This window comes from Pseudomaricurvus alkylphenolicus (assembly GCF_011683955.1).
Taxonomy (GTDB): Bacteria; Pseudomonadota; Gammaproteobacteria; order Pseudomonadales; family Cellvibrionaceae; genus Pseudomaricurvus; species Pseudomaricurvus alkylphenolicus.
In genome coordinates this window covers 975985-998084 of sequence record NZ_JAAQPI010000001.1, presented here as the reverse complement: position 1 = coordinate 998084, position 22100 = coordinate 975985, and the positions used below count along the sequence as shown (strand labels likewise).

Annotated in this window: 18 protein-coding genes; 9 read left to right on the top strand and 9 right to left on the bottom strand. The window is 52.8% G+C overall.

Annotation, left to right across the window (positions count from 1 at the left end; all coding sequences use genetic code 11):
* Positions 1 to 140 precede the first annotated feature (140 nt).
* From HBA55_RS03895 to HBA55_RS03880, 4 genes are all read left to right on the top strand, one after another.
* Positions 141 to 1115 carry a VOC family protein gene (locus HBA55_RS03895; RefSeq protein WP_166987328.1) on the top strand — a complete coding sequence of 325 codons (975 nt, stop codon included), beginning with the start codon at positions 141 to 143 and terminating at the stop codon, positions 1113 to 1115.
* A gap of 1 nt (position 1116) precedes the next feature.
* Positions 1117 to 1485 (top strand): Rieske (2Fe-2S) protein, encoded by a 369-nt coding sequence (locus tag HBA55_RS03890; protein ID WP_166987325.1) that lies wholly within the window; start codon positions 1117 to 1119, stop codon positions 1483 to 1485.
* Positions 1478 to 2542: a maleylacetate reductase gene (locus HBA55_RS03885; RefSeq protein ID WP_166987323.1), complete on the top strand. Its 1065-nt coding sequence runs from the start codon at positions 1478 to 1480 to the stop codon at positions 2540 to 2542. The genes HBA55_RS03890 and HBA55_RS03885 overlap by 8 nt, the downstream gene beginning before the upstream one ends.
* 70 nt (positions 2543 to 2612) lie before the next feature.
* A complete protein-coding gene (locus tag HBA55_RS03880; protein WP_166987320.1) occupies positions 2613 to 3992 on the top strand; it encodes a 3-oxoacid CoA-transferase in 1380 nt (459 codons plus the stop codon).
* A 220-nt stretch (positions 3993 to 4212) separates the two neighbouring features.
* On the opposite strand, the gene HBA55_RS03875 is transcribed toward HBA55_RS03880, so the two are convergent.
* The 3 genes from HBA55_RS03875 to HBA55_RS03865 are packed head-to-tail and all read right to left on the bottom strand — an operon-like array spanning position 4213 to position 7257.
* A complete protein-coding gene (locus HBA55_RS03875; RefSeq protein ID WP_166987316.1) occupies positions 4213 to 4464 on the bottom strand; it encodes a CDGSH iron-sulfur domain-containing protein in 252 nt (83 codons plus the stop codon).
* A 32-nt stretch (positions 4465 to 4496) separates the two neighbouring features.
* Positions 4497 to 5780, bottom strand: coding sequence for a Rieske 2Fe-2S domain-containing protein (locus tag HBA55_RS03870; protein ID WP_166987313.1), 1284 nt, complete (start codon positions 5778 to 5780; stop codon positions 4497 to 4499).
* Between the two features lie 13 nt (positions 5781 to 5793).
* A complete protein-coding gene (locus tag HBA55_RS03865) occupies positions 5794 to 7257 on the bottom strand; it encodes an aldehyde dehydrogenase family protein (protein WP_166987310.1) in 1464 nt (487 codons plus the stop codon).
* Between the two features lie 217 nt (positions 7258 to 7474).
* On the opposite strand from HBA55_RS03865, the gene HBA55_RS03860 reads away from it, so the two are divergent.
* The 3 genes from HBA55_RS03860 (at position 7475) to gap (ending at position 10059) form a co-directional block, all read left to right on the top strand.
* On the top strand, positions 7475 to 7795 hold the full coding sequence (locus HBA55_RS03860; protein ID WP_166987307.1) for a 2Fe-2S iron-sulfur cluster-binding protein: 321 nt from the start codon (positions 7475 to 7477) through the stop codon (positions 7793 to 7795).
* A gap of 267 nt (positions 7796 to 8062) precedes the next feature.
* Entirely contained in the window at positions 8063 to 9064 is a 1002-nt protein-coding gene (locus tag HBA55_RS03855; RefSeq protein ID WP_166987304.1) for a type I glyceraldehyde-3-phosphate dehydrogenase, read from the top strand.
* A complete protein-coding gene (gap, locus tag HBA55_RS03850; protein WP_166987301.1) occupies positions 9061 to 10059 on the top strand; it encodes a type I glyceraldehyde-3-phosphate dehydrogenase in 999 nt (332 codons plus the stop codon). The genes HBA55_RS03855 and gap overlap by 4 nt, the downstream gene beginning before the upstream one ends.
* 51 nt (positions 10060 to 10110) lie before the next feature.
* On the opposite strand, the gene HBA55_RS03845 is transcribed toward gap, so the two are convergent.
* Together HBA55_RS03845 and HBA55_RS03840 are read right to left on the bottom strand one after the other, a co-directional pair.
* Complete coding sequence (locus tag HBA55_RS03845; protein WP_166987298.1) at positions 10111 to 10980, bottom strand: SDR family NAD(P)-dependent oxidoreductase; 870 nt, start codon at positions 10978 to 10980, stop codon at positions 10111 to 10113.
* Between the two features lie 104 nt (positions 10981 to 11084).
* Positions 11085 to 11795 (bottom strand): Crp/Fnr family transcriptional regulator, encoded by a 711-nt coding sequence (locus tag HBA55_RS03840; protein WP_166987295.1) that lies wholly within the window; start codon positions 11793 to 11795, stop codon positions 11085 to 11087.
* Between the two features lie 147 nt (positions 11796 to 11942).
* Here HBA55_RS03840 and HBA55_RS03835 point away from each other — a divergent pair, with 147 nt between their 5' ends.
* Complete coding sequence (locus tag HBA55_RS03835) at positions 11943 to 13253, top strand: spinster family MFS transporter (RefSeq protein WP_240945862.1); 1311 nt, start codon at positions 11943 to 11945, stop codon at positions 13251 to 13253.
* A gap of 107 nt (positions 13254 to 13360) precedes the next feature.
* Entirely contained in the window at positions 13361 to 15919 is a 2559-nt protein-coding gene (locus HBA55_RS03830; protein WP_166987292.1) for a TonB-dependent receptor, read from the top strand.
* Between the two features lie 25 nt (positions 15920 to 15944).
* Here HBA55_RS03830 and HBA55_RS03825 read toward each other — a convergent pair whose 3' ends face one another.
* The 4 genes from HBA55_RS03825 to HBA55_RS03810 form a co-directional block, all read right to left on the bottom strand.
* Positions 15945 to 17462, bottom strand: coding sequence for an aldehyde dehydrogenase family protein (locus tag HBA55_RS03825; RefSeq protein WP_166987289.1), 1518 nt, complete (start codon positions 17460 to 17462; stop codon positions 15945 to 15947).
* Between the two features lie 77 nt (positions 17463 to 17539).
* The gene (locus HBA55_RS03820) at positions 17540 to 19288 is read right to left on the bottom strand and encodes a thiamine pyrophosphate-dependent enzyme (protein WP_166987286.1); all 1749 of its coding nucleotides are present in this window, start codon (positions 19286 to 19288) and stop codon (positions 17540 to 17542) included.
* A gap of 14 nt (positions 19289 to 19302) precedes the next feature.
* Positions 19303 to 20181, bottom strand: coding sequence for an NAD(P)-dependent oxidoreductase (locus tag HBA55_RS03815; protein ID WP_166987283.1), 879 nt, complete (start codon positions 20179 to 20181; stop codon positions 19303 to 19305).
* Positions 20182 to 20293: 112 nt separating this feature from the next.
* Positions 20294 to 22099: an amidohydrolase gene (locus HBA55_RS03810; protein ID WP_166987280.1), complete on the bottom strand. Its 1806-nt coding sequence runs from the start codon at positions 22097 to 22099 to the stop codon at positions 20294 to 20296.
* Position 22100 lies beyond the last annotated feature (1 nt).

Below are 22100 nucleotides of genomic sequence, written 5' to 3'. Positions count from 1 at the left end.
GCTCGTAAGCCTTTGGTCCAATTATCAGGCAACAATACCCCGGATAACATAGGGTTTCTGGTCCCGCTCTGGGAAGCCAATCGCTTAGACAGAATGAGCGTATTCCGGAAAATTCTTACTCGATTCAAGGACAACACAATATGACCATAGAACTCACAAATAAACCCGGTGATGCCATGATAGGCCACCATCATGTGACCATCGGTGTCGGTAATCCCCAAGAAGACTTTGATTTCCATACCAAGGTCTTGGGTCTTAAGTGCGTAAAAAGAACGTTGTTCTATGATGGCGCCACTCCTGTCTACCATTTTTATTATGGAAATGACATTGGAGAAGAGAGCACACTGCTTACAACCTTTCCTTTGGAGCATGTTGGTGTTAACGGCGTCGAAGGCGTTGGGCAATGCAGTAATGTCAGTTTGTCGATTCCGGTATCCGCCATGGGTTACTGGAACAAGCGTTTGCGCGACCATGGTTTCGATGTCACGGAAAATGAGTATTTCGGTGAGAAACATCTGGAGTTTCGCAGCCCTCACAATATTCGTCTGTCCATGGTGGGTATCGAGGACGATGACAGAAAACCTCGTACCGGCGGCCCTGTACCCCCTGAACTCATGATCAGAGGCACCCATACCGCTGGCGTTTCAACCCGGGAAATGGACTTTATGGGTGAATTTATGGAAGTGGGGTGGGGATCCCGTAAAGTGGCCCAGGACGGTAACGTGGTACGTTATGAGATGGGCGAAGGGGGGACCGGAACCTACACAGATTTCTTTATTGAGCCAACCAGACGCAGTGGTAGCTGGTATGTTGGTAATGGTGCCATTCACCACCACGCTTATAACGTTCCCACCCGCGAGCAACAGGATCAGATCAAGTTCTTTATCGAAGGGCTGGGTTATACCGACTGCTCTGAACCAAAAGATCGCGGCTACTTTGACTCCATCTACGTGCGCACCCCTTCCGGCGCACTGTTTGAAGCCTGCTGTTCGCATGAAGAGGCGTTCCTTTGTAACGAACCCTATGAATCACTGGGTACCAAACTAATGATTTCTCCGCAGGTCGAACAAAATATGGAGGAAACCCTGGCGATTATCGGAAAAGTGGAAGGCTGATATGGGCGGCAGCGTGAGCCACTGTGTGGGAGTTTCCTCAGACTTGCAGGAAAAAGGGCCGGGCATCCTGTTTCGAGTGATTAAGGAAGGAACCATCTATCACGCCCTGATGATTCGCATCAATCAACAAGCCAAGGCGTATCTCAATGTCTGTGCTCATGCTGCCTTGCGACTGAATGGCGACAGGAACACCTTTTTCAGCCGCGATGGAAATTATCTTTACTGCCACGCGCACGGTGCGACTTATGAGCCCGAAACGGGACTCTGTATCCGGGGGCCCTGCGAAGGGCTTTCTTTAATCCCACTAACATCCAGCGAGCGTGATGGCAGGCTTTATCTGGAGGATGAAACCTACCAATACTATGAATAACTTTGACTATAAAGCTCTGCCCTGGAATATTGTTTTCGGTGTAGATGCCTTGCAACGACTGCCGGAAGAGCTGGGTAAGCTGCAGTTTTGTCGAGTTCTGGTACTGACAACTTACGGCCAACGTCACCGCGGCAAAATCATTACCAAACTGCTTGGTTCAAAATCCGTAGGATTGTTCGACAGGGCCGTGATGCACGTACCTATCGAAACCGTCCGGGAGGCCATGGAGACCGTGGAAAGTCTTAGGGCAGACTGCACCGTTTCACTCGGCGGAGGTTCAACCACAGGTCTGGGCAAAGCTCTGGCGCTAAAGCTCGGAATTCCCAACATTGCCATCCCGACCACCTACGCGGGCTCGGAAATGACCAATATATGGGGAATCACGGAGAATGGCCACAAAGTTACCGGTCGAGACGACATAGTGGTACCGACCCTCACATTGTATGACCCAAAACTAACTCTTGACCTCCCGGCAAGAGTTGCCGGTCCCAGCGGCCTGAACGCAATGGCACAGGCGGTGGTTAACCTCACCTCTGGTGCACTCAACCCGATTGTCTCCAATATGGCACTTGCCGCAGTGCACACATTAACACACAGCCTTCCAGTAGTGGTCGCTGAACCCGACAATATCGAAGCGCGAGCCGACGCACTTTTAGGCGCAAGTTTGGCTGGAGGTTCACTGGGCACTGGAGTCACCAGCTTGCACCATCGCCTGTGCCATACGTTTGGTGGCAGCTTTAACACACCTCATGCAGAAACTCACACCGTGTTATTGCCACACTGCGTCGCCTACAACGCGGCGAAAACAACAGGCGGCATTGCGCGACTGGCTCAAGCGATGGATGTCAGTGAACCCGCAAGGGGCTTGCAGCAGTTGGCCCGAACTCTGGGAGCCCCGACATCACTCAGGGAAATAGGCATTGTAGAACGCGATCTGGATAAGGCCGCCGATATTGCCACACAAACCCCGGTAAATAATCCCGAGTCAGTATCCAGAGATCGAGTTAGAAAACTTCTCGACAACGCCTTTTTTGGTCGAGAGCCAGTCGCCGTCTAGCGCGCCGGCAACATTAATTCAGCCTCTATCCTCAATGAGTCCGCTGGACTCGCCAAGGTTCAAAATACTTATGAATACAGTGCCACAGATTACCGCTGAAGAAGCAGCAAAAAAAATTCAAACGGGAGATGTGATTATTGCCGGGGGCTTCGGCATGACTGGAAACCCAGTGCATCTACTCCACGCACTCGCTGAAACAGAAACGAACAACCTCACCTACGTGGGCAACAACGTCGGAGAACCGGGGTTGGGTGGTGGCCGCCTGTTGCGAAACGGGCAATTGGCAAAGGCCGTGGGATCCTACTTTACCAGTAATCCCGATGCCGTGGCCGCGGCACAGTCAGGAGAACTGGAAGTGGAACTTTTGCCCCAGGGCACACTGGGAGAAGCCATTCGCGCCGGCGGTGCAGGGATTGGGGGATTCTTTACCCCCACCGCTGCCGGAACTCCACTGGCAGAAGGGCGAGAAACACGGGTAATTAACGGCAAGGAAATGGTTTTTGTCAAACCCATCCGGGGCGATGTTGCCCTTGTCCGCGCCTGGAAGGCAGATACCGCCGGGAACCTTCAATATCGAATGACCGAAAACAATTTTAACCAGGCTGCCGCCACGGCGGCGGATCTGGTCATCGCCGAAGTCGAAGAAATTGTCGCGGTCGGGGAACTGGACCCCAACCAAATACACACACCAGGATGTTTCGTTGATTATATTGTTCAAGAAAAAATCTCGATTGACGACCTGGGTTCATCAGCTTCAATAGCCAATAGTCTGAAAAAAGTCGACGAAAGCCGCATGAATATGGCGAAAGCCGCGTTGGCGGAAATAGGCAAAGGCGATGTGGTTAACCTCGGTATCGGTATACCCACGTTGGTTGCCGACCTTATCGGCGATGGCGACGAAATCACTCTGCACACCGAGAACGGAATGTTGGGCGTTGGCCCGGAACCGAAAACCGGAGGCGCCATGGAATTCCCCGTCAATGCGGGAAAGATTCCGGTCACCGCGCAGCCGGGTGCCAGTTACTTTGACAGCAGCACCTCCTTCGGTATGATCCGCGGCGGCCATATCAATACCGCCATCATGGGCGGCCTGCAGGTCGATGCCAGGGGTAACCTCGCCAATTGGGCCGTACCCGGAAAACCCTTACTGGGTGTTGGTGGCGCCATGGATCTGGCCAGTGGGGCGGACAAACTCATCATTACCATGACCCACTGCAGCCGCGACGGAACCAGTAAGGTGGTTCCACTGTGTGATCTTCCCCTGACAGCAGCCGGGGTAGTCGATACCTTGATTACCGATCTTGCCGTGTTCCGATTCATTGATCGAGGCATGACTCTGGTGAAGTTGATGCCAGGCGTTACCTTGGATCAAGTGGCCATGAACACCACAGCCGAATATCAAATAGACCTTGAAGAGCAGGGTTTAACTTTGGAAGGCGAAGCGTTCTGATTGCCGTCGATATTGTGTTCCCGGGGGTCGGACTCAAATCCGACCCTTTTTTTGTTAGGCCGAAATCAACATCAGAATCTTGACCGGGGAGTCTTGTTGGTGTTCATGCTCGCTCATTCTGATCTCTCATGTGTTGTTAACAAAAAGTCGGTAATCCATCTCTGAATTACCGACTCTTCATCTAATCGCGGTTTAAGGTGTTGTCAGTCTCAAATGTCCCCTACTTGTGGAGGGCCATATGACTCCCATCACACAGTGGCGATTTGTTGCTTTTTTTGCAGCCACAAAAGAAAACCTTGCTGTCACTCTCTGCTTTATATTGCACCGGGGTAAATTCGGTACCCCGGTGCGAACCATCACAGAACGGCTGGTTTGCACTGAGTCCGCAGGAACACCAGTGATACGATTTTCCGGCTTCCACTTCTATGGCTATTGGGGTTATCTGCGCAACCTTTGGCAGACTGTCGCTCATGATCTTTCTCCTTTACTGTCGGTGGGTATTGTTTACAGTTCTCGCACTTTGTACTGCCTGTTGATATCGCGCCAGTTCTCCATGTCAACGATACCGCTGCGGCCTGCGATCTGACTGTGATCCACATCCACGTCTACGCCAACAGGGTCTTCCCCGTTTTCGACTCGTTTTATGGATTCAAACAGAACCCTGCGGTAGCGGACAATCGGCAAGTCCGCCGGCACCAGATTCTCATGGGTGCGATCCCAGAGAGGCCCGGAAGAAACTGCCAGTAGAGCATCTTCAGCGGCCAGACTGTCAATTCCGGAGTGGGAGGTGCCATTTCTCATGCTCTCCCGATCCTGGTTCCAACGGTTGTGGGGACCGGCCGTATCCGGATCCAGATTGGCGTAGGGAATCAGGCCATAGCGATGCATTCTCTCGCGATCTGCACCCAAGAATTTGACAATATGCTCAAGAGCCGGACCGGAGTCGTGTACGCGTTTCTCCTTGGGATCATAAACCACGGCAAACCACATGGTGTTGTAGTCGTCCACCGGCACCGACATGAAGCAGGCGCCGCCAGGAGCGATAAAAGCGGAAAACGGCGCCACAAAACTGGATGTTCGGCAGTGATATTTGCCTTCTTCCTCCGAGGCTGGACGAAGGGCGCCATAATGATGGCCAAAGTCGGTGTATTCGATACGCAGCTCTGGTTGCAGGGCACTGAGCATGACGCTCCCGTCTCCGGTATTTCCATCAGCATCTTTCAATTCGGCCACATTGTCGTTGTGCAGAATCGCCGCGTGGGTTGGATCAAAAAGCCCTTCCAGAGGCCCCTGCCAGTTAGTGCTGATCGGGAAACTGGTGTTGAACCGATATTCAGGGGCAATATTGCTCCATTCGTATTCAGGCAGCTTGGGCTGTTTATCTTCTGGACCCATGTAGATCCAGATAATGCCGCCCTTTTCTATCGTCGGGTATGCTTTGGCCTTGGTCTTGATTTGTTCCAGTTTGGCATTCTGGGAGTCAACAACGTTACCCTCAACATCAAACTTCCAACCGTGGTATATACATCTTAAGCCACACTGTTCATTGCGTCCCAGGGAAAGCGATACCCCACGATGAGGGCAGCGCTCGTCGAGAACCCCAACTCGTCCCTCGGTATCGCGAAACGCCACCAGGTTTTCACTCAGACGACGTAAACGAAACGGATCGCAATCCGGCTCGGCGATGTCCGAGGAAAGGCACGCAGGTATCCAATAGCGCCTTAACATCTCGCCGCCCGGTGTACCTGGACCGACACGGCACAGTCTTTCGTTTTGTTCAGCTAGCATAGTTGTTCTCCTGTCACTTTTTAATCATGGACATCACAGATTTAAGAGTTTTTTGGGTATAAGGTGGTCGCATCATGTTGAGCACGGAATCGATTCTGGTCTGCTGATAGATCGATCGCTGGTAAGACAGACGATGAAATCCCGCTTCCCCATAACAGGACCCATCGCCACTATTGCCCACACCACCAAAGGGCAGGGCACATTGGGAAGAATGAAACAACACATCATTGATAGTCACATCACCCGCCATAGTGGTCGACAACAGTTTGTTCCTGAATTCGTTTTCTTCACCAAAGAAGTACAGTGCCAGGGGGTGCGGCCTGGCGTTGATAAAGTTGATCACCTGGTCTTTGTCGCTATAACTTAGAACTGTCAGAATGGGGCCAAAAGCTTCCTCCTGTGAAACGCTTGCGTCTTCCGGGGGATTAACCACAAAATGCAAGGGTAGCTTGAGCGCGCCTTCCATTTCCTGGCTGACCTCTTCAACGGCCACAATCCGCACTTGTCTGTCTCGAGCGTCATCCAGATAAGATGTCAGGCGTTGAAAGTGCTTCTTGTTGATGATGCTACCGTAGTCGTCGTTGTCGACAATGGTTGGAAACTGTTCTTTGGCCACATGAAGACCTACACAGAGGAATTCTTCCAGTTTCTGTTCCGGAACAAACACATAATCCGGGGAGACACAGATCTGACCCGCATTCAAGCATTTGCCCGATACGATACGCAAAGCCGCCCGTTTGATATCCGCCGAAGCGTCAATCACAACAGGTGACTTCCCCCCCAGCTCCAGGGTGACCGGTGTCAGGTTGTTTGCCGCGGCCTGAAGGACATTTTTGGCAATGCTCGAGCCACCGGTAAATACCAAGTGGTCGAAGGGTAACTGGGTGAATTCTATGCCGGCGTCCGCCCCACCAGTAATGACAGCAAGCTCGTGTTCTCCGAAGTATTTCTTTACCAGGGTTTTGAGCAATTCAGCGAACGTCGGAACATGTTCAGAGGGTTTGATCATGGCGCTGTTGCCTGCCGCAAACACGGCGGCCAGGGGGCCAAAACTCAGCATGCTCGGAGCATTCCAGGGGCTTACGATACCGACCGCACCTAGTGGGCGACTCTCGATTTTCGCTTTGGCCCCAAGAATGCCGAAAGGAAAGTCCGGAGAAACCCTCCGTGGTTTGCACCACTTATGGAGATTCTTTCTTGCGTACTTCAGGCGGGCGATCGCCCCCCCCACCTCTGCCAACATATTCATAAACCTTGGCCGGCTCCAGTCTTCCTGAAGGGCCTCATCTATGCGGTCGGCATTGTCAACCAGAAGTTCGATCGCCCGATCTAGCCGATCGACTCTGATTTCTTTTTCGGTCACTGGAGAATGTCGGAATTCAGCCTTTTGCCTGCGCAAAATTCGCTTCATTTCTGATTCTGTGCTGTTATTGAGCTCTTCTTTCAGGAGCCTGTGCTCCAGTTCCGTATCCAACATATCTCCGGGTTCTCAGCTTCGCGATTGGGGTCATACATGAAAGACTCGGCACTCAGCTTATCGAACAGAGCAAACATCAAGCTATTGCCCTTTGGTCCAACACCCTCTCAATCGGTCACAACTGCTATTGCCCTTTGGTCCAATTACCCGTGTCAGCAGTTTTCATTAACATCGAGGTTCTGTTGATAAACGCCCCAAAATATCGGAGTACTCAGATATGCCGAAAGTGTATTACATAGAACCCGACGGTAACGTCAAAGAAACTGATGTGAAAACCGGAACGACCCTGATGCAGGGAGCAATAGACAACGGCATTGACGGAATCGTCGCCGAATGCGGTGGCGCTTGTGTTTGCGCCACCTGTCATTGCTATATCGAAGAGGATTGGGGCGGCAAGATTCCGGCGGCGAATGACATGGAAATGATGATGGTAGAGGGAGCAGTGAGCCCAAAACCCAACAGCCGCCTGAGCTGCCAACTGGTTATCACCGATGATATGGATGGATTGCGAGTGGCCATACCGGAATCGCAATACTAAATGTAGAATCTAAACCGAGTTCTCTGCCTGGGGCTTAACTAAGCCCCTTTTTTATGCCCGTACAATACATGGTCTAATTCAGTCTCTGAGCATTCACCAGACTATTGAACAGCCTTAGGGACTATTGAGTTTGCAGGCTTGTTCTGTCGATTCTCATGCCATCTTTTCAAGAAACCTTTCCCTGCAGTATCTATACTGAAGATTGACGTCTATGCGGCCAATATAGACCATTCAACTTTCGATCACCCAACATGGGAAGCTATCGGTATGAACAAACCCACACGCATCGGCATTATGGGCTTCGGCCACATAGGCCGGCATCTCTATCGGCTGGCGATAGAGGACGACGATCTTGAAGTCGTTGCCATCAGCGATATCGCCAAACCCGCCATTTTGCATTACCTGCTCACCAACGACCGCCACAATCGCTGTGACGTCAGCCTGGAAGGCAATTACCTGATCAATGATAAATTCCGCAGCCGTATGATGGGTGGCGACGGCCCGGACTCCGTCCCTTGGGACGTGTTTGAAGTGGACTTTGTGGTGGACTGCACAGGTCGCTCAACTACCCGTAACAGCCTGCAAGCCCACATTGAAAGCGGCGCCCATCGGGTGTTGACTTCGGTACTACCCACAGAAAGCCTGGACCGATTGATATTGCCTGGCATCAACGATGGTGACATCAACTCAGCAGACCAGCTGATCTCCGCCGGCTCTTCGACCACCAATGCACTGGCGCTGGTGTTAAAGGTGCTCGACGACGAACTGGGCGTGGATGCCGCCAGTATGGTGACCATGCATGCCTATACCAGCGACCAGTCGCTACAGGATTATGCCGGCAAGGATTTTCGTCGCAGCCGCTCCGGTGCAGAGAATATCATCCCCAATACCAACGCCTCGGCCGAATGGGTCGCCAAGGTGATGCCGAACTTCGATGGCAACTTGAAAAGCAGCGCCCTTAACGTACCGATTCAGAAAGGTTCTCTGCTGGATCTGACAGTTTCTCTCAAGGATCCGGCCCACGACGTCGCTGCCGTCAACGAAGCCATGATTAGAGGCGCGGAACAGTATCCCAACCTGCTGGGGGTTGCCCACGATCCCATTGTCTCATCCGATATTATCGGCAATCGCCACTCCGCCGTGTACGACCTCAAGGCCACCATCAAGGCCGGCAGCCGCATGGTCAAGACACTAAGCTGGTACGACAACGGCCTCAGCCATGCCTGCCGCATGATCGATGCCCTTAAGCTCTACGGAGGTGTCCAATGAGAGTCGCCATTAATGGACTGGGCCGCATTGGCCGTTCCGTCTTTCGCATTTTACACGAGTCAGAAGATATTACCCTGGTCGCCATCAATGATCTGTTTGACAATGATACCCTGCGCTACCTGCTCAACTACGACACAGTGATGGGCGGCTTTAGCGGCAAGCTGGAGATTGAAGACAATGAGCTGGTGACCGACCGCGACCGGGTGCGCATGATTAAAGAGCGCGACCCCGCGAATCTGCCGTGGGCTGAACTGGATGTGGACGTAGTGGTGGAGTCCACGGGTGTGTTTCGAGATCGAGCCAGTTTAACCAAACACCTGGATGCCGGCGCCAAGCGGGTTGTACTCACTGTGCCTTCCAAAGACGAGATTGATTACACCGTCGTGCTGGGCGTTAATGAAGATGGACTGACCCCAGACCACAAAATCATCTCCAACGCCAGCTGCACCACCAACTGCCTGGCACCCATGGCCAAGGTGCTGCACGATAACTTCGGTATCAAGGAGGGTGTGATTAACACCGTGCATGCCTACACCAATGACCAGCGCCTGGCAGATGTGCCTCACTCCGACTGGCGTCGCAGTCGTGCGGCGGCGGAGAATATTATTCCCACCTCCACCGGCGCCGCCAAAGCTGTGGGCGTGGTATTACCGGAGCTCAATGGAAAACTGGACGGCATCGCCTGCCGTGTACCTGTGCCAGACGGTTCCGTGGTGGATCTGTTTGTGGAATTGGAAAAATCGGTTACGATTGAAAACGTGCACGAAGCGGTTGAAGCTGCGAGCGGCAGCGATCGTTTAAAGAACATTCTGCAATATTGTGTCAGCCCATTGGTGTCGTCCGATATTATCGGCAATCCTTATTCATCCATTTACGATGCGGAGTTTACGGACGTCAGCAACGGTCGGTTTTTGCGTACATTAAACTGGTATGACAACGAGTGGGGGTACTCCAATCGGGTGTGTGATCTGATTGATCTGATTCGTCACTTCTAGTGCTTGGTTTTCCGGGGGAGTTGAGACTCCCCCGAATTTCGACGACTTAAGCTACGTTGTGTTGGATGCGCCTCGGTTAGCAGTGGCAATTGTTGATTGATGTTCAAACCTGCGACGAAACCCCAGAATGCGATCATAGCTTCGAGGGAAGAGGCGCGTCACGAGGTCCATCAACTTCGCATCCCAACCTATAACCACACGAGGTTCGTCGCGTTCGACGCCCTTTAGAATCCGAAGAGCCGCCTGCTCGGGAGTGGTTTTGACTTTGGTATTAAAGTTGCGAATCATCTCTTCCTTGGACTGACTGCTGCCAAGGCGATCAATCTTGATTCTGGAGCTCGTCATAATGCCGGTTTTTACTCCGCCAGGTAGCACGCAAGTCACCTTCAATGATGTACCCAGGTTTTCGTGCCGGAGCGCTTCCGTATAACCTCTGACGGCAAACTTGGATGAGTTGTAAGCACTTTGTCCCGGCACAGCCAGCATACCAAATATGCTGGAGACATTAATAATGTGTGCTTCAGGAGCCTGTCGCATATAAGGCAGGAAGGCCTGGGTACAATGGACCACTCCCCAATAGTTAATGCCCATCAACCATTGCATATCTTCTATGCTTTGATTCTCAATAGTGTCCACGAGCGTGACACCAGCGTTATTGAATAACAAATGAACTTCGCCATATCGCTTGTTCACGTCATTGGCAAATTGCGTAACTGCATCACGGTCGGAAACGTCCAGAGCGTGAACGCTGCATCGCCCGTCATTGTCGTAAACCAATTCCTGAGTGAGTTTTAAGGCATCCAGGTTTTTGTCGGCAAGGGCTACCGCACAGCCCCGTTTCGCCAATTCAACGGCAAGCGCCTGCCCAATACCGGAACCTGCCCCGGTGACTGCCGCCACGCGGCCTGAGAATGTTTTCATGATGTGAGTTCCACTGCCAAGTCTATTTGCCAGGAACGGACTCTAGGCCATAAAAACAAAAATGAGTGTTACCAGGGGAACATCTCAAGGTTTTCCACTGTAATTTAGCTGTAATGTTGTGTGGATTCCTGCCTCAGCGCATCAAAGTCCTTTACCAGATAACGTTTGGAATCCGAAACCAGAATGCCTCGATCGGCCCATTCCTTAAGGATGCGGTTGACGCGAGGCCGGGACCCGAATGACAGAAGGGCCAGATCATTTTGGCTCAGGCTGTGAGCGATGCAGGTTCCCCCTTCGACCACTTGACCGTGTTTTTCCGCTAGGTCCAGTATTCGCTCTGCCAATCTCGACCGCAGAGGTGCGAAGGCCAGTACCTCTGCGACCATAAGCAAGTCGCGGGATATGACGGTTTGAGCGTGATAGAGATTTCGATAGACCTCGAGATGCCGGTCTGCCATCGCTACCACCAGGCTGCCCGGGATAGCGAGTAACTCCGATGGCTCAACGGCCCTGATGTCCAGATGCAACGGTCGATCATTGGCAATGGCATCTCCGATCCACTCGCCCGCCACCAGATCCACCAGCGACAGTTCCTGGCCTTCGCTGCTGGTGATGGAACGTCTCACACGTCCCCCAAGCACATGATAAACAAGTGTCTTTTTCTCCCCTGGACGGTAAATAAAGTCACCGGTCTGATAGGTTTTGGTGGTCGCGTGTTGAGACAAGACGCTCAGCTCCGACTCATCCACACCTTTGAACCATGGGCAGCCAACGAGGGCTGTTAAGTGCCTGTTCGGACCAATCTGTTTTGACATAACCGTTCTCACCTAAGCCTGGATGATTATTTCGACAATCATTTGTGCTTGTCAACTTGGTTCGGGCAGAGATGTTCCTCCAGTAACACATTGATGAGCCTCACCTTTGCTAGATTGGATCGTTACGTTATCCGATGAGGTATTCCGATGGTTGATACACACAATACAGCAACCGCAGACACAGCAGCTCTGAACCCACCTGCGGAGAAGACCAACCGACGCGCCTGGTGTATGCTCGCCATGCTAACCCTTGCGTACGTGTTTAACTTCGTTGATCGGCAAATACTGATTGTTCTGCAGGAGCCCATCAAAGCGGAAATGGGACTGAGTGATGTACAGCTTGGGTTGCTGAGCGGTTTCTCGTTTGCCCTGGTGTATGTCACTGCGGGCATCCCCATCGCCTACCTGGCTGACCGAACCAACCGCCGAAATATCATCACTGTCTCAATGACCATATGGAGTGCGATGACCGCGCTCTGTGGAATAGCAGGCAATTATTCTCAGCTGCTGTTGGCCCGCATCGGTGTGGGCATCGGTGAAGCCGGCGGCACCCCACCCGCGCATTCCATGATCAGCGATTGCTTTCCGCCGGAGACCCGGGCTACCGCCCTATCAATTTACTCATCCGGACTGCAATTGGGAGTTGTGCTCGGATTCGTGCTTGGCGGCACCATCAGCCAGCTGTACGGATGGCGTGTGGCCTTTATGTTGATCGGGCTTCCTGGCGTGTTGTTTGCCCTGGTCTTTTTACTCACGGTCCGGGAACCACGGCGCAATCCGCCGGGTAACAGCAGCAAAGACACGAATGCAGCGAGTTTTCGAGAGACCATCGGTTCATTGCTTGCCTGCCGAACCTTTATGCGCTGTGCTCTGGCCGCAGGCCTGACCGCGTTTGCCAGCTATGGCGCGGGCAATTTTGCTCCTTCGTTCCTTATGCGCAATCACGGTCTGTCCATTAGCGAAGTCGGCCTGCTGCTGGCGCTGTTTGGTGGCGGCAGCGGACTGCTCGGAACCTTCCTGGGCGGCTTTTTCGCCGACCGATTGGGTCGCCGGGACCGGCGCTGGTACCTGTGGTTGCCCGCCGGTTCACTGCTGCTCTCGTTACCCTTGTCATTGCCATACCTGATGGCCGAAAACCTGACCGTGGTCATTACCTTTATGGCCTTAACCACACTGATGGTGAACATGTACATCGGCCCAGTTTTCGCGGTCTCTCACTCGTTGGTGCCCCCCAATACGCGAGCCACCGCCTCGGCGGTACTCATGTTTATCGTCAACATGATCGGGATGGGGCTGGGGCCGGTCGCGGTAGGATTATGCAGTGACCTTTTGCAACCGATTGTCGGGCAAGACAGCCTGCGCTACGCCATGCTGGCTGTGATGGTTCTCGCTTCTCCGGCCGTACTGCTCTATCTGTTGAGCAGCCGGAGCTATGGTGATGACTATCGTTCTGGATAGATGTTCCCCAGGGAACAGTGACGGAGAGAGGAAAGGATTATATTGACTTCACCCTCACAGATTGTTGAACAGCCAAATAAATAAAAGCGATAAAGAGAGAGTGGTGTATGAAAGCATCGAATAAAACCCGAAACCATCGAATTAACCGCAATCCTCTGGTGCTGGCCATGGCCACAAGCAGTGTCTTAACCGGTACGCTTGCAATCGCCGATTCAGGAGCGGCCTCCGTCAGTGGCTTTATGCTGGAAGAAATTGTAGTGACTGCACAAAAGCGGTCCCAATCCCTGCAGGACGTGCCTATCTCAATCAACGCCGTGGGTGGCGAAAAACTGGACCAGGCCGGCATCGAAAATTTGGACGATCTGGCCAACTACGTTCCCAATTTTACCAAGTTTGAATCCGGCGTCGGCGCCATTATGAAAATCCGCGGAATCGGTTCCGGTGCCAATCCCGGTATTGAACGCTCCGTCGTATTGTATATGGACGACGTTTCCTATAGCCGGGCAACCCTCGCTAATATTCCCCTGCTGGACCTGGAACGCGTCGAAGTCCTTCGTGGCCCCCAGAATGTTCTCTTCGGAAAAAACAGTATTGCCGGAGCTCTGTCGCTGACATCCGCACGGCCTACGGAAGAGTTCGAGGCGAGCCTGACAGGTTCTTATGATGCTCGCTACGATGATAAAGAAATCACCGGCGTGGTCTCTGGAGCGATTGTTGATGGATTGCGTGCCCGCCTGGTAGTGCGAGGCCAGGAATCGAACGGCTATTTTGACAATCGTTACACCGGTAACGATGAACAGCGCCGTAACAGCCACACTGGACGTGTGACCCTGGCATGGGACGCCGGTCAACATACGGAGGTTCTCCTGAAGGTTGAACAAACTCGCGTTGATAATCGCGGCGAAGCGCGTGAACTTTCCCTGGGTTACCTGAACAATGGCTCCAATCCCAACGCGCCCTTTACGGGAATGGACTACTCACAGATCGCCCCGCTGTTCGAAACTCTCGCAGGCTACTCTCCAGGGGCACTGGGCCATGAGGATATTGACATGGATCGCACGCGCTATTCAAACCTCGATGAGAACCAGGTCATCGATTTACAAAACATCCAACTGACGATTAATACTAACTTCGAACATTTTGATCTGGCCGCCATTACCGGCTACGTCTCCTACGACGAACAACGCGCCGGCGACACGGACGGAAACGGGTTCTCTCTGTTTTACCAGAACATGCAAGAAGACTATCGCCAACTGAGTCAGGAAATTCGATTTAGCTCGAACAGTAGCGACAACTTTGAATGGATAGCAGGCGCCTATCTCCAGACCTCCGAACTCGAGTCTTACGACCAGGTCATTACGCCGGAGTTTAACCTGGCAAGAGCCGTTTTTGACACGGCAGGCCCTGGGCTCGGTGCGCCTCTGTCCAATAAAATCTTCAACACGGACTTTTCCACCCAGAGTGATATGGCTGCGATATTCGCCCAAGGCACCTGGGCACTTGATGATAATTTTCGCCTGACCATCGGCGCTCGCTATACCTATGAACAGAAGAAAGGCTCACGCCGCGTTGATACCCTGAATGCATTAACCGGCGCCGTGAATAACAGCGCAGTGGATTACTTGACGTCGATTACCGGCCCTTTTCCGGATCTAAGCAATGATATCGTCGCCAATATTGCCTACAGTCAGTTTGCCGGAGTGGATCTGGAGTCATTGGGCAGTTTCGCCACTGCCAATCCAGAGTTGGCGCCATCCATGGTGGCAGTTGCGACGGGCCTCAGCACCATTTACGGCGGCTCAGTGCCCACCTCTTTTGCTACCCACGATATTAACCCTGAGCGCAGAGAAAGAGCTTTTACACCCACGATTATCCTGGAATACGACCTGGACGCAGACCATATGATGTATGCATCGGTTTCCAGGGGTTTTAAAGCAGGTGGATTTGACGCTGAGGCATCGCGCGCCAGCAGCGAAGAGTTTGAAGACGAATCCGTCGATGCCTTTGAGCTGGGCCTAAAGAGTGTTTGGTTGAATGGTCGTGCGGAGAGCAATCTGGCGGTGTTTTATTCCCAGTATTCCGACCTGCAAAGCAGCGCGTTTAATGGCCGGAACTTTGTTGTTACCAACGTTGGAGAAGCAGTTACCCAGGGTCTGGAACTGGACGGTCGTTGGAGGCTGTTGGAATCCCTGACGCTGACCGGTTCTCTGGCATACACCGATTGGGAATTTACCCAATTCGAAAATGCCACTTGTAGCGCCTCGGTTAAGCTATCCGGCGCCGACACCTCGGCTGGTTGTGATCGCACCGGTGACCGGGATCGCTCTCTGTCAGCCGGCATTTCTCTTGAATATACCCATGAATTGGCAGAGGGACTGGAGCTCAGAGCAGCGCTGGACGCGAACTATCAAGACCAATATCTGAGCGATACCGCTGCCAGGGATAAACTGTCCGAGCAGGACGCCTATACCCTTTATAACCTGCGTATGGGACTGCAAGGTGAACGTTGGTCGATTGCACTGCTTGGTAAAAATCTGTTGGATGAGGAGATAATCACCTTTAGTGCCGAAGTCCCGTTTTCCTATGGGTTGACAGGTGCTCCGGCCTATAGCTCCTACTTGGCACCACCGCGTACTGTTGCTGTGCAGTTTAGCTATCGGATGTGATTCGGTTTCTGCCTTCGGTTGCTCCTTACTCGCAGGACATGATACTAACCCGTAGGGACGACTGAACTGGCTCACATTTGTCGGCTTTCTTAAGATAAATCGCCTTTTCTTCCTGAAAGAACTGAATACCGGCGCTGCCGGCTTCGGGTAATCCAAAGCCGGAATCCTTGTATCCACCGAAACACAGCTGCGGCTCTTTGTAGGCCGAGTGTATGTTGACGTGGGTCAGCCCGACTTCCGAGTGCTCAGTAAAATGCAGGGCCTTATCAATGTCCCTGGTAAAGATGGAGGAGGACAATCCGTAGGGAACATCGTTAGCCAACTGTAGTGCAGCTTCGTAGTCTTCGACTCTCATAATGGCCAGTATAGGGCCAAATATCTCTTCTTTGGCGATATCCATTGAAACGTCAACACAGTCAAAAACGGTGGGTTCCACAAAACATCCTTCTGACAGCTCCCCTTCCATCACCTGAGAGCCTCCCAGTCGCAGCTTCGCGCCCTGGTGTTTTGCCGTATGGATGTGTTGCAGAATCTGACGTTGTTGCTGTTTTCCACAGACAGGCCCCATAGAACTCTCTGTGTCGTTTCCATTACCCAACACCAACTCCTTGGCCCGGGCAATGACTTTGTCGACGAGGATATCGGCAACGCTGTTCTCTACGATCAGTCGACTGGTGGCTGTGCACCATTGCCCCGCACAGGAGAAGGCACCGATCACCGCCGCCTCTGCCGCTGCGTCCACGTCAGCGTCCGCCAGAACAACGAGTGGGTTTTTCCCACCCATTTCCAACTGTGTACGCGTAAACGTATCTGCCGCAGTCACCGCAATCTGGCGACCCACCTCGGTTGACCCCGTAAAGGTGACGGCTTTGATTTTTGGATGCGCCACAAGCCCGGAAGACAGTTCTGCACCTGATCCCGTGACGAATTGCAAAACACCCGATGGTAACCCCGCCTCCTGAAACAGGCGTGTAACGATTTCTCCAACAGCCGGAGTTTGGCCGGCGGGTTTTAGAATCGCCGTGTTTCCGGCCATCAATGCAGGCACCAGTTTTCTCAGCGGAACGTTGAAGGGAAAGTTCCAGGGAATAATGGCAGAGACAACGCCTAAAGGTTCCTTGCGGCTGTGGCCCAGTATTCCGCCTTTGAAGCTCTCTCCCGCCGTGCCAAATTGCCGTTGCCCTTCTCCAACCTGATATTCCAGTTCCAGTAGGGCGCTATCGATTTCAACCAGGGATTCGCTGATTAGTTTGCCGTTTTCCCGCGTGATGGTAACAGCAATCTGATCACGGTGCTCACGGATCAATTCACACATCCGACGCATGATGGTGGACTTCTCTGACAAAGCAACTGACTTCCAACTTGCAAAAGCGTTGGAAGCGCTCTCCACGGCCCTGGCTGTGTCTTTGTCGGTAGACTTTGGATACCGGTGCAGAACCTCGCTCCACACAGCCGGGTTTCTGACTTCAAAGGTACGGGAGCTTTCGGAGCTGCACCATTGGCCGTCAATAAAGTTTTTGCAATAAAAATCAAAAGAAGACATATAACCACTCTATGCTAAGCAAGCCGGATATGGGTATGAAAAGGCTCGACCTCTACGCCGAGCCCTTGTTCGGGAGATTAGATCAGACCTTCGAAGTTGCCGGAGCGCAATGCATTCCACATCTCGATGCCCGGAGGCCATACATTGGAATCGGGATCAATAACACAGTGAATGACGGACACCCTGTTTACGGCGATAGAACGCTCCAACGCCGGACGAATCTCTGCCGCCGTGGTTACGAATTCGCCGTGACCACCCATGGCTTCGCAGACCTTGTCATAGCGTATTTCCGGTGCATTGAAGACGCCAAACCAAGGCGCCTCTCGACCCCAGGTACGCTTTTGAGCAGTTTTCTCCATCCCCCAGGCGCCGTCGACCATCACCAGAATGACTACCGGCAGGTCTTCACGTACGGCCGTCTCCAGCTCCTGGATGTTAAAACCAAAGGCGCTGTCCCCAGTAACGCAATAAACAGGACGCTCCGGAGCTGCCAATTTGGCACCCATGGCGTGAGGCAGACCTGCACCCAGATGGCCATAGTTTGGCGTGCCCATAGCGATGGCACCTTCCTTAACCTGGTGACAGGAAACAGACCACCAGGACGTATTGCCGCCGTCCACTACGGCAATGGCATCGTTGCCATAGAAGCGATTACATTCAGCGTAAACTGTACCGACGCACAGGGGATCCTGATACTGGGCGATATGCGCATCAAGATTGTCGCGGGCTTGTGCCTGATACCCCTTAAACTCATCCATTCGGGGATGTTTCTCGCGCTTCGCAGTCAAACCCTTAACCGCTTCTATCAACTGCGCCAGTACCGCTTTTGCGTCACCCACAAGACCAATGTCGGCCGGCCTGTTGAGGCCAATATTGGCGGGTTCACTGTCAATCTGAATCATTTTGGTTTTAGCGGAGTCACTCCAGGCAGGCTCGCGACCGAACGCACTCAACTCGCCGAGACGGCTACCAATAACCAGGACAACATCGGACTCCAGACGACATACCATGCCACCCAGATTGCCTGCATTCAGAGCAAGCTCATGGCCACAGGGGAAAGCGGACATTCCGTGGCCGGTTTTCAATACCGGCATGCTCAGATACTCAACCAACTCGCTCAATTCAGCCTGGGCAAAGGCTCTTACGCAGCCATTGCCCGCGTAGGCCATTGCCAGGTTGGCATCAACCAACATTTTTGCCGCCTGTTGAATGGCTTCGTCATTGGCTTTCTGCTTGAGTTGGGCACTAAAGCGATAAGCCTGCGGTGCTTGGATTTCAACTGCATCAGGGTCGCCCAGTCCGTCTAACACATCCTGCGGAATCAATAGGTGGGCAACACCCGGGCAACCGGTGGTCGCCATACGAAATGCGTGACGAACCATATCCGGGATTCGATGCCAATGATCGACTTTGCCGCTCCACTTCACCGCGGCTTTGAACGTTCCGTGTTGATCACCCACCTGCATGGCGGCCTGCTGCGGATAGGAATCCCCGATCTCACTGCGACGGGTCGTGGTAATGGCGACCAGCGGACTGCCCTCTGCCTGAGTACACAGGAGCCCGGAAATCAGATTGGCCGCACCGGGACCGGCACAAGCCATTACAACGGCGGGCTCACCGGACACACGGGCATAGCCATCGCACAGATGAGCGGCGGCGGCTTCGTGTCGAGGCACGAGCAGACGAATACCCAGTTCTTCCTGCAGGCGCTCCAGCGGCTCTAACATGGACATGTAGGTACCGTCGGTAATGGCGTGAATGTGTTTTACTTTTTCCTGTTGCAGACAACGTAACAGTAGCTCGCCGCCTTTAATCTTATCGCTCACTGTATATTCCTCGGTTATTTTAGATTGGCACGCGCACGTGAGATCTCGTAGATGGCACTCCAGTCTTTGTCCTGCATGCCTTTTTGCAATGCTTCTTCCATTTTGTTTTTGATGATTTCACCAATATCGAAGCTGGTTCCAAGGGATTTTGCGGCATTAAGCATCAGGCTTATGTCCTTCAAACCACCTGTCATCCGGAACCCGCCGTCGTCGAAGTCTCTGTCTTTGACTTTGTTGGCGTACATCTGCAGCACTGGGAACCCGAACATGATCTGGTAGAATCCAGCCACCTTGTTGATGTCCAGGCCGGCTTTGTCTGCGCAGGTATAGACTTCACTCATTAATTCAATGCAGGAGATAACGCTGTAGTTCAAGCAGAGTTTTAGTGTGGAGGCATGGCTGGGAATATCGCCCATCACATCGACCATGCTGGTAAAGGCTTCGACAACCGGCTTGGCGATGTCGATACCTTCTGAGTCGCCCGCCATCAACGCAATAAGGGAACCCTCTGCTGCTGCATCCGGCCGTCCGAGTACCGGACACACCACAAAGCGCGAACCATGCTCTTGGTGAATCACCAGTAATTCATCCGCAAATGTAGGTGAAATCGTGGTTACGCAGACATGGATCGCTCCCCGCTTCAGGCCCGCCAATATGCCTTCATCGGCCAGTAGGTTATCCAACAGGGATTTATCGTCCATCAAACTGGTTACCACCACATCGGCACCATCCACTGCCTGCATGGGTGTCTGAGCGGTGGCAGCGCCTTTATCCGCCAATGGCTGCATTTTTGAAGCGGTCCGGTTCCAAACCGTGAGATCAAAATCGCCCTCAAGAATATTGGTCGCCATGCCTGCGCCCATATTGCCTAGTCCAATAAATGCTACTTTCATATCTTTGTCCTCAAGTTGGTAGGGAAACGATACCTGTTGCCCTGCCCGCTGTGATTTCCTGTAACCGACAATGTATTGCCGGAACGTGCATCCGCGCTGTTGTACACGGCGGTCAATCCTGTCCCTTTTGGTAAACCGGCCGTCCTCCAACAACGGTCATTTCAACACCGATATTCGGGATTTCGTCGATATCAACGGATAGATAGTCCCGATCCAGCACCACAAAATCCGCCTGAAAACCGGGCCTGATCTGGCCCAGTGAGTTGGCTCTGTTTACCAGCAACGCGTTTGATCGGGTGTGTGCAATAAGCGCCTCTTCCCGTGACAGACGTTGATCTTCACGGAGAATCTGTCTGCCATTAATGGCCCGGCCGGATACGGCCCAGTAAAGAGTACGCATCGGCTCAATCTGCGACGCTTTGGTGCCGTCCGTACCCAATCCCCAGGCTACGCCACTGTCTTGAATATCACGCAATGGCGGTACTATCGATACCTCATTTTCTGCAGCGGCCATCATCGACATACTTCGTATCTGTAAGCTGATACCCAACGACTGAATACGACTGAGTAACTTCCGGTTCACACCCTCAGCGTGGGTAAACGTGATCTGATTTGGGTAGATCGTGTAGTGCTTTGAGAGCTTCTCTAGGATGTCCAGATAGGCACCAAGCGTGCTTTCATGGACGGCGTGAATCTGTGCCGCCAGGCCGCGCTGCAACAGCGCCTGAAGCAGTTTTGTGACTTCCTCGCGGTGATGAGACGAGATGCTTTTATGCAAATCCTGTGAATCCGCAGAGTCATGCATTGGCACATAGAGCACTTCACCGATAGCAACATTGTCGTAAAAGTCGCTGCCAGTTAGCAGAGGGGGAAGAGTCTCCACAATATCGATTGACGCGGAAGTGCTTTCCACGTCATTGAAAAGTCCGATAATGAATTTACTTAACCAGTCCGGCAGCGACCGCAGCTGAAGTACCCGACTGATGGCCGCGGAATCCAACGTACTCAAAGCAACGGTTCGGAAAACTCGAACTGTGAGATCGTCTCTGCTATGGAGTTCTTCGACAACATCAATAGCCTGCTGCGTGGCCAAGGCGCCGGCAGGGTCGTAAATCGCGGTCAGCCCCAGGGAGTTATAGTGACGCTGCGCAGACCGCACCCCCGCCAGCGCTGCGTCCTCGGACACGGCAGGCAGAATCGTACTGACCTGCAGAACCATACCCATTTTTCCGTTTATTCTGGATGTGGCCGTGCCATTTTCGTCCCTCTCCACTAGCTGTGACAGTGGTGGTCCAAACAAAGCGTCCACGGTTGCATTTGAGGGTACCCGCTCATCTTCGTGAGTTGCTTGAACTCTTACGCCGACACGCTTGAGAAAGGCGGAGTTTACAAAAGCATGCGAGTACTGAGCTTGAATAAACGCTGGACGGTCTGCGGCAATCCCGTCCAGTTCCTCGCGGGTGAAACCTCTCGGGTCATCCGCAAATTGGGTTTCATTCCAACCACCCAGCACCAGCAGCCATTCTCCGTTGCTCAGGCGGTTTGCGTGCCGCCGCAAGCGCCTTAGGGCCTCCTTTCTGGTATCAACGCCGTCCAGCCGTAATGCATTTCCCCAGTGACTGGCGCCGCGAATGAAGTGATTGTGATTGTCAATCAGACCCGGGATAACCGTTTTGCCTTTTAGGTCCACAATCGTCGATTTGTCATCAGCCAGAGCCGTTATCCGTTCTGAATCGCCTACGGCAACAAAACGATCTCCCTCAATCGCGAAACCCGTTACCATTGAAAACTGGTCGTCAACAGTGATGACGTTGCCGTTTGTATAAATGACTTCAGGCCCCGCCAGTACAACCGATATGCTTAAACGCAGACAGCCGATTATCGCGAGAGAAATGCCAAGTCGTTTTGTAATAATCATA